Raw genomic sequence first — 9,104 nt, forward strand, 5'->3', positions numbered from 1 at the left:
CCGGCCGACGACACCCCGGCGTCCCCGCGCCCCGGACGGCACTCCGCACCCGAGAACAACCCCTTCCAGGACCCGGACACACCGGACTGGGATTCCCTGATCTAGAGGCCTGACCGTGAACACCGACATGAACTGGTCGCAGAGAAACCACCCGGCCCCCGGTACCCCGGACGTGCCGCTGAGCAACCTGGCCGAGATCGCCGCCCTGTCGGACCCGACGGAGGCTGACATCCGCCGCACCCTCCCCGGCGCACAGCCCGACGCCACGGCGGTCGCCGGTGCACTCGCCGGGATGTTCCGTGGACAGAAGCCACCGCGTCCGTCCGCCGAACCCTGGCCCACCCACACCTCCGCGACCAGATCCACCACGACCGAATCCGCCGCGGAACCCTCATCAAAGGACAGCATGACAACGACGACGAGGCAGACGACGAGGCAGACGACGACGAACGCGCCGCTCTCCCTGGCGGACCGGCTCAAGGCCGCCATCGGCGGCGCCAATGCCACCACCGTCATCGACCCGGCGGACTTCGAGCAGGACGAGATCTTCCACCAGCTCTTCGCCGCCAATGACGCCGCCTACGACTACACCTCCCCGGAGGGTTTCACCTCCCCCGGCGCGCCGACCGTCACCTACGAGGTCACCGAACCCGTGGATGAGGACGCCGAACCCGTGGAATCCGTTCTCATCACCTGGAAGCCCCTTCCCGGGCGTCCGAAGGACAGGACCCTCTACCGCGTCATCGCCGCCGACCGCGAGGTCGACAAGGCCCCCGGCGCGGGCACTGAACTGGTCATCACCCACGGCACCGCCTTCCGGGACGAGCGTCCGGCGACCTCCGGGTACCGCCACTACATGGTGTGGGCCTACACCTGGGACGCCGATGACGAGCTGCTCACCATGGCGCCCCGTTTCCTCGGTGAGGACATCGCCATCTTCCCGCCGCGGAACATCCGCCTGGCGGAATCCGGTGGGACCGTCAACGGCACCTGGGACGCCCGTCCCGGCCATGACGAGGTGCGCGTGTTCCACGCCCGGAAGGGCTACGCCGGCAAGCTCGACGCACCGGCGAACATGCTCGTCGACGGCACGCTCGAACGTTCCGGCTTCTCCCACCGGGTCGATGTCCGCGGACTGACCTACGAGTACACGGTCACCCCGGTGGTCACCTTCCGCGGCAAGACCCGGAGCGGACGTCCCACCCCGTCCCGGCAGATCCCGGTCAGCGCCGAGATCCAGAAGGTCGACCTGCTCACCGTGGACTCCTACAACGACAATGTCGAGGACCGGATCCTGTTGGAGTGGACCGCCCCGCCGACCGGTGCGGTGAAGATCTACCTCACCGACCGCGCCCCGAACCCCGAGCTCCCGATGACCCAGGTCGACAAAGACTACCTGGACGATGACGAGGCCCTGGGAACGACCAAGTGGACGACGGTGGAGACCGCCCCGCCCGGCGAACACGTCAACAAGAACATGGTGTGGCCCGACGGCTGGCACCAGGTGTACGTCACCCCGGTCAACATCGTCGAGGAACGTGCCTGGGTCGGCGAGAGCACCGTCCTGCAGAAGGTCGACAACCTCACCGAGCCCCGGCTGATCGAACGGATCACCAACCAGCTGATCACCTTCGACTGGCCCGGCGGCGCCGATCTCATCGACATCCGCACCACCGGCGACCACCTGCGGCTCGCTGAACCGTCCTACCGGCGCCAGGGCGGCGTCCGGCTGAACCTGCTGAGCACCGGCGACGAGGTCACGCTGACCCCGATCGCGGTCTACGCCGGCCAGGACAAGAAGGCGGACTCCCCGACGGTCATCACCTACCCCGGGCTGCGCTCCTACTCCTACAACGTGGTCACCCTCCCGGACGGCTCCATGCAGCTGCAGATCTGGTCGGAGGGCTACCCGGACGCCAACGCCCCGCACTTCCGGCTGATCCACCGGCCCGAGCGCCTGCCGCTGTTCATCGACGACGGCGACGCGGTCACCTGCGTCAAGACGAACCCCGCCACCGATGCCGAACGCCAGTCCAGTTCCGACCTGTACCAGAAGACCCTCCCCTCGGAGAGGGCCTTCATCAACGGCGGGGAGGAGACCTACTCGGGCGGCGCAGTGGTCACCGCCACCGCCGCAGACGCCACCTGGTGGATCGACAACAGGTCCTTCCGCGGCGGCTACCTGCGCCTGTTCATCGACGACAGCGGTATGGACCTGCCGGCCCCGGTGGAGACGGACACCGCCGCCGGTTCCGCCGACGCGGATGCGACGTCCCACGGTGCGCACGCCGCAGCCGCGGGATTCGGGACCGGCGCTTTCGGTGGCGCTCTCTCCGCCGCCGGTTCCGCCGACTACTCCGGTGCCGGCGGTTCCACCGGAACCACCACGACCTGGCACGCCGCCAGTATCCCGGCCGTGATCATCGAGCGGGACGTCGCCTCCAGGCTCGCTCTCCCCGACCCCGGAAGGATGATGTAGATGTCCGGTTCCTTCAGTTACGCCTCGTTCTCCCCCCGCGACGGCCGCCCCGGCGGCTGGAGCGTGGGCCACAGTGTCGGTGACCTCGAGCCGATGTGGACCGATGAGCTCATCGCGCTGATCCCCACCCAGATCGCCGATCCGGTGACGCTGTCGAGCTTCCCGGACAAGACGGACCTCGCCCGACGCCTGCGTCGTTTCGCCTGGCTGCCTGCCCCGTGGGAGCCCGTGGACACCGGCGTGTTCTTCGCCTCCTCACCGGCCGGTCAGGACAATTCCGGACGCCCCGGGAACGTCTTCACCTACGTCCATGTCAGTGACCCCGGCGAACTGCCGCAGCACTACGCCGTCTCGCTGATGTTCTCCTCCTCGGTGCCTGCGCCGTACGGCAAGCGGAAGGTGGATGACGCCGTCCTCCCGATACTCGGCCCGGGCACCGCGGGCGCCGGGGAATCCCCGCTGACGGACACCGTGGTGGAGTCCTTCCTCGCCGGGGCACCGTCCGAGGCCGCCGACGGCCCCGGGTCGCTGCCGACCGAGTTCAGCCGGGTGACCGCACCGCAGGGGCCGGCGTCCCGCCCTGAGGTTCTCGGTGTCCTTGTCCAGCTGGTGATGAACGCCCAGCCGGTGGTCCTCTTCACCGACCCGGTGGAGGGGCCGCTGTGGGTCGCTGCCCTCGCCCAGGCCCTGCCGGAGACCCTTCCGGACGGGCACTCCTTCACCTGGTCGACCTATGAGCGCGCCAGTAGTGTCGCCAAGATCCTGGCGCTGGGGACCTCGCTGGTCGTCGTGCCCCCCGGAGACCGGGACAAGCTGCCGGAGAACACGGCGGCGGTGCTCGTCGACCCCGCCGGTCCACTGCCCTCGGGCGATGCCCTCGCCCCGGTGGCCGCTGTGACGCCGGACGTGCAGACGAGCTACGCCCCGCAGAACGCGGGCGGCGGCCGGGGGAGCGCCTTCGGTGCCGCTCCGGCGGCACAGCATCCCCACAGCGGTTCCCCGGCGAACCCTTTCTCCAACGGCCCCTCCGACCCCGCACCCGCCCCCGCTGCCCCGACTCCGGCACTTCCGCCGGTCCGGGAGACCCCGCCGGGTATCCACCCGGCGATCGCCCGGCTCCGCAAGGATGACGAGGACTTCATCCGCCACGCCCGCATCACCAGCTGGGACACCGCCGTCAATAAGCAGCCGCCCTACGGCAACGACGCGGAGAAGGACCGGTGGGCCGGCAGACAACTGACCAACTACCGCACCTATCTGCTCCTCGACCCGGTCACCGAACTGGGATGGACATCGCGGGTGCGGGTTCTCGCCCTGCTGTCCTACGGCTACATCCCCCCGTCAAAGGGAGCCACCGGACGCACCAGTCTCAACGAATGGACGCTCACGGCGCTGTACCCGCGGACCGCGGAGGAGCTCATCACCGACACCGTGGCATACACCCTCGACCACGGCTGGGCCGACGAGCGGATCCCGGACCTCTCCCTCATCGGTGAGCCGGAGCTCAAGGCGATGACCGAGGAGGTCTTCCGGCGGCGCACCGAACAGAGGCCGCTGAAGCCCCAGCCGCGACAAGCACAGCCGTTCCCGCAGGGGAACTACCCGTACGCTTCCCGCCAGCCCCGGTTCATCCCGTCCCAGCCCGGACAACCCGGCCCCGGCTGGCCGCAGCGCTGAACCGTCCAGAGAGGATCAACACCATGCAGACCATCACCCTCAGTGACGGCGGTTCCCACGCCATCGGCGACAAGGGACTCCTGAAGATCGAGGTCTTCCCCGTCGGAGGCGCCGCCGCGAACCTGCGTCTCACCGTCACCGGCGACGGCGCCCGCGTCACCGCCCCGAACAACACCCTCGCGATCGTCACCGAGATCCCGACAACCGCCGCCATCGGTGTCACCACCGTCGACGGCTCAGACTTCGGCATCGACCAGTCTGTCCGCGCCACCGTCACCCACGCCGGTGAGGCGACCGTCGAGTTCCCCGTCGTGCGGATCGGCGGTGTCGTCGAGAAGACCCTCGGCACCATCACCCGTGACGGATCGTCCCTCGTCCTCAACGCCTTCGGCTCGTCCGTCGCCACCGACCTGCCCCGGCCGGTCATGGCCGTGGCATCCGCGCTGCGGACCCGGCTGACCACCACACCGACGGTCCGGAAGATCCATGTCGTCGCCGACACCGGTGCCGCGCTCCACCGCGTCCTGACCCCGGAGGAGCTGGAGGCGGCCGTGACCGTCACCCGGGGCATCGCCACCACCCTGAACGCCGACACCGTCGAGGTCACGACCTCCGCGGGCCCCCAGGGGCAGCGTTCCACAGCCGCACTGTCCGAGCTCTTCTCCGGGGCCGTGAACGTCGACCGCACCCGCGTCGGCACCTCCACCCTGCCGCGCGGCGCCTCCGCCGACGAGCTGACCGTGTACCTCACCGCCACGCCCGTGCGCGGCATGGTGGCCGACGGCTCCCGCTCGGTCGTGCTGTTGCTCGGCCCCGGCGCCACCGACGAGGAACAGCTCTACGCCGCCTCCCCCGACCGGACCGCGACGACCGGTGTCCTGCCGGTCACCCCGGGACTCGCCGCGACCCTGGCCTCAGGGGACGCCACAGCGTTCGCCCCGGGCGCCACCACCGTGGCCGGCGTGCTCAGCGCGGAACCGGCGGAGGTCGCCCGATGAACGGAACGATCAACGGAACGATGAACGGAACGATGAACGGCGGAGTCCGCGACCCCTACACCTTCGGCACCCTCCCGGCCGGGGCCACCACCTCGGCGGACGGACGCCCCCTCCCGCATGACTGGGCGGACGCCCAGGTGCACTGCGTGGCCATGGCCGGCGCCCGGGCGTCCGGGAAGAGCCTGTACACCGCGGTGATGATCAAGCAGCTCGAGGAGCTGGCCAGCCGCTTCGGCCGGGTCGTCAAGTCCGCCGACGAGTCCACCCGCGAGCGGTACCGCACCAACTACGAGGAGCCGCTGTACCGCGAGATGAAGCACATGCCGGCCACCCCGCCGGCGTCCAACGACGACGCCTACCAGCGTGACCCGCTGATCTTCTCCCTCGGCCGCTGGCCCGGGTCCGACGGAGCTCCCCACCCCCACTACCTCGTCTTCCGCGATGTCGCCGGTGAAGACCTGGAGAACATCCCCTCGGACCCGAAGGAGCTGGCGTTCTTCAGGGCCGCGGACCTCATCATCTTCCTCTTCGACCCGCTGCGCGTCGAACAGATCCGCACCTACCTCCAGGGCATCATCCCGCCGCAGGCGCTGACCGGAGGAGACCCGGAGAGCGTGCTGCGCAACCTCTTCCGGATCCTCGAGGGCGCCCGCCCGAAACTCGCGGTGACGATCTCGAAGTTCGACACCCTCCAGAAGCTCTCCGAGACGACCGGCAGCCAGTGGTCCCAGATCATGGGGAACAACGGCGCCGCGTTCCGTCGTGACTCCGGCTGGACCTACGACCGCAACGACCAGCGGCTGCTGCACATGGAGATCGAGTCCCTGCTGCGGTTCATGGAGGCCGACCGGCTGGTCAATCTCATCGGCCAGGACTACGGCTGGACGCAGGACGCCGCGAACCCCGGCGGACAGCATTTTTCCGAGCCGCACATCCGACCCGACCTGTGGCAGTACTTCGCGGTCTCCGCGCTCGGCGAGTCGCCGCGCGGTGAGAAGCTCTCCCGCCACGGCATCGCCCCCTACCGGGTGCTTGACCCGGTGCGGTCGATCCTGGCGCCGTACGGCGTCTTCGAGGAGTCCGGCCGGTAGGCCGCCGCGTGCGGCGTCCCCCTACAGCTGGGCGCGGTACCGGGCGGCGGAGTCCGCCTGGCCGACCTCCTCGAACAGATCCACTGCCTGGGTGAGGAAGAAGCTCTTCCCGTCCCGGTCACCGGCCTCGCTGAAGAGATTCGCCAACGCGACCTTCGCCTCGGCCATCGCCGTCTTGTCCTTCTCCCCGTCGAGATGCTCGACGGGGAGTTCGGCGTCCTGGTCGAGGAGCATCTGGGTGGCGGTCATCTTGTCGCCGGCGATGTACTGGGCGAACGCGAGACGGATCGTCGCCCAGATGCGGATGTCCGTCGCACCGACGTCCTGCGAGAGGTTGAGGGCCCGCTGGTAGGTGTCGTACATCTCCGCCATACGACTGAGCTTCTGCAGCTCCTCACCGGCTCGCAGCAGTGCCTCCGCCATGCCCCGCCTGTCGCCACGTCCGGCGTGGAGGTGGGTGAGCTGTTGTGCGGCGTTGAGCCGCTGCTGTGGGGTGGCGTCCTCCGCGGTCGACCGGTACCCGTTGAGCAGGATCCGGTCCTCGAGCGGGGTGGTGGCGGACATGTCCCCGGGGACCAGCGCGTTCACCGTGTCCAGGAAGGTCGCCCGGTTCCGCGTCACCGCGACCGGATCCTGCTCCGCCTCCTGCTGGAGACGATGCAGGGTGAACAACCGGTGCAGCACCTCGTGACGGACAGTGTCCGTGCCCGCCGACAAACTGAGCAGGATGATGTCGTTCAGCTCGTCGACGCTGGCCGTGACCGCCGCCGGGTTCCGGTCGACCTCTGCGGCGAGACGATCGAGTTCCGCGGACCAGGCGTCGTCGCCGGCGGGGTCGGTGGGGCATTCCCGAAGCAGGTCGGCGGGGGCGGAGCGCTCAACCCCGACCTCCGCGTCGACAAGCTCAGGTTCCTCCGCGGCGGCATCCTCGGCGTCAGCGGCAGCGACGGCGGCGTCAGCAGCATCCTCCATGAGAGCGCGAGCGGCCGCGAGATTCTGGGGGTCACCGGTGGCCAGCGCCAGGGTCGCGGCGAGGTGCGCGGCGGTGAACTGGTCATCATGGTCACCGGTCGTCTTTGCGGCGAGTGCCCTGGCGTGGGCGAGGACGCGCAACGCGCCCAGGTCGGCGCCGGTCTCCTTCAACCCGCCGATGCCCTCCATGACCTGCGGGAGGTCGACAGTGAGCGAGAGGACGGTGTTGGCGGTCGCGTGCCGGTCGATCTGCCCGGCGCGTCCCTGCACCTCCTCCAGCGTCCCGTCGAGGTCCCGCAGGACCTCCAGTGTGGCGAGGTCGGTGGTCATCGGCGGGGTCCCCTCGGTGGTGGCTGGTCAGTGGCAACAAAAAGGTAGTCTATCAGGCACGACCGGCTGCGGTCCGGCAGCGGGGACCGAGGCGTCCACCGGATCCCCACCACCTCCGTGGCACAATGATCACCATGTCAGATGCCAGCACCGAGTCTTCTGCGTCCGCCGCAGCCCTCCTGAACCGCACCGGCACCACCGCCGCGGTCATCGTCACCCACAACCGGGTCGAACTGCTGCAGGGGTCCCTCGGCGTCGTCTGCTCCCAGACACACCCGGTGGACAAGGTGATTGTGGTGGACAACGGTGCAGATGACGCCGTGCGCACCCTGGTAGAGGAGGTGGCGGGTGACCGGGCGGTGTACGTCCCGTCGAAGACGAACCTCGGTGGTGCCGGCGGTTTCGCCCTCGGTTTCCTCACCGCACTGTCCCTCGGCATGGATGCCGTGTGGTGCGCCGACGATGACGGTCGCCCCGCCGACGCGAATGTGCTGGAGACGCTCTACCAGGTTGCTGAGGTGCACGGGTTGACCGAGGTCTCCCCGGTGGTGTGCAACATCGACGAGCCGGGGCGGCTCGCCTTCCCGCTGCGCCAGGGTGTGGTGTGGCGCCGTCACCTCTCGGAACTGCAGGGCGACTTCCTGCCCGGCATCGCCAGCCTCTTCAACGGCGCGCTGATCAGTGCGAAGGCGATGGAGGTCATCGGCGTGCCGGACTACCGCCTGTTCATCCGCGGTGACGAAGTGGAGTACCACCGGCGTCTGGTGCGCTCAGGGCTGCCTTTCGGTACCTGCCTGACCACCGCCTACCTGCACCCGGACGGCTCGGACGAGTTCCGGCCGATCCTCGGCGGGAAGATGCACACCCAGTACCCGGACAGTGAGTTCAAGCGCTACTTCACGTACCGCAACCGGGGGTTCCTCATGAACCAGCCGGGGATGCGTCGGCTGCTGCCCCAGGAGTACGCCCGCTTCGGCTGGTACTTCCTGGTGCAGCAGCGGGACGTCAAGGGGTTCAGGGAGTGGCTGCGGCTGCTGCGCAAGGGTCAGCAGGAGAAGTTCTACCGGCCGTAGGGAAAGCGATGACCTTCCGGAATGCGCCTGTCACCGGGGCTACGCTGTTGTCCGCGCTGACGCTGGCGTCCTGCGGCACGGACCCTTCCTATGTCGGGAAGGTCGGCGTCCTGCAGGACGGGAGCGGCACCCTTCAGGTCTTCGTCAACACCTGTGGCTACGACGTTGAGGAGGTGTCGGTCGACGCCGGTTCCGCCTCTGTCGCCGACTACACCACCGAGCAGGCCGCCTCAGGGGTGTTCACCTTCACGCCCGGAGATCCTCCACCGGAGAGCTGGACGGTCAGTGAGTCCGCACCACTGTCGGACCTGTCCGATGAGGACACCGTCGAGGTCAGGGTGTCCCTCAACGGTGCTCCGCCAGACACCGAGCACCGGCGGGCTGAGGCCACCGGCGAAACCCTGCGCCTGCAACAGGACCGCATCGTGGTCGGTACACCGCACAAGAGCGGCGACCAGACCCTGTCCTCCCCCGAGGACTGGGC

6 protein-coding genes and 1 pseudogene are annotated in these 9,104 nt (G+C 69.2%); 6 read left to right on the forward strand and 1 reads right to left on the reverse strand.

Features of this window, described 5'->3' with window-relative positions; all coding sequences use genetic code 11:
- The first annotated feature begins 115 nt into the window (after nucleotides 1-115).
- The 4 genes from QZV72_RS09300 to QZV72_RS09315 are packed head-to-tail and all read left to right on the forward strand — an operon-like array spanning nucleotide 116 to nucleotide 6,245.
- Complete coding sequence (locus tag QZV72_RS09300) at nucleotides 116-2,479, forward strand: cell surface glycoprotein (RefSeq protein ID WP_297007701.1); 2,364 nt, start codon at nucleotides 116-118, stop codon at nucleotides 2,477-2,479.
- Nucleotides 2,480-4,156, forward strand: coding sequence for a hypothetical protein (locus tag QZV72_RS09305; RefSeq protein WP_297007703.1), 1,677 nt, complete (start codon nucleotides 2,480-2,482; stop codon nucleotides 4,154-4,156).
- Between the two features lie 23 nt (nucleotides 4,157-4,179).
- Entirely contained in the window at nucleotides 4,180-5,154 is a 975-nt protein-coding gene (locus QZV72_RS09310; protein WP_297007706.1) for a hypothetical protein, read from the forward strand.
- Nucleotides 5,151-6,245, forward strand: coding sequence for a hypothetical protein (locus QZV72_RS09315; RefSeq protein WP_297007708.1), 1,095 nt, complete (start codon nucleotides 5,151-5,153; stop codon nucleotides 6,243-6,245). The genes QZV72_RS09310 and QZV72_RS09315 overlap by 4 nt, the downstream gene beginning before the upstream one ends.
- Before the next feature lie 21 nt (nucleotides 6,246-6,266).
- Here QZV72_RS09315 and QZV72_RS09320 read toward each other — a convergent pair whose 3' ends face one another.
- A complete protein-coding gene (locus QZV72_RS09320; protein ID WP_297007711.1) occupies nucleotides 6,267-7,547 on the reverse strand; it encodes a hypothetical protein in 1,281 nt (426 codons plus the stop codon).
- Nucleotides 7,548-7,681: 134 nt separating this feature from the next.
- On the opposite strand from QZV72_RS09320, the gene QZV72_RS09325 reads away from it, so the two are divergent.
- Entirely contained in the window at nucleotides 7,682-8,620 is a 939-nt protein-coding gene (locus tag QZV72_RS09325; protein ID WP_297007713.1) for a glycosyltransferase, read from the forward strand.
- An 8-nt stretch (nucleotides 8,621-8,628) separates the two neighbouring features.
- Nucleotides 8,629-9,104: pseudogene (locus QZV72_RS09330) on the forward strand (hypothetical protein); the annotation flags it as partial.

This window comes from uncultured Corynebacterium sp. (assembly GCF_902782855.1).
Taxonomy (GTDB): domain Bacteria; phylum Actinomycetota; class Actinomycetes; order Mycobacteriales; family Mycobacteriaceae; genus Corynebacterium.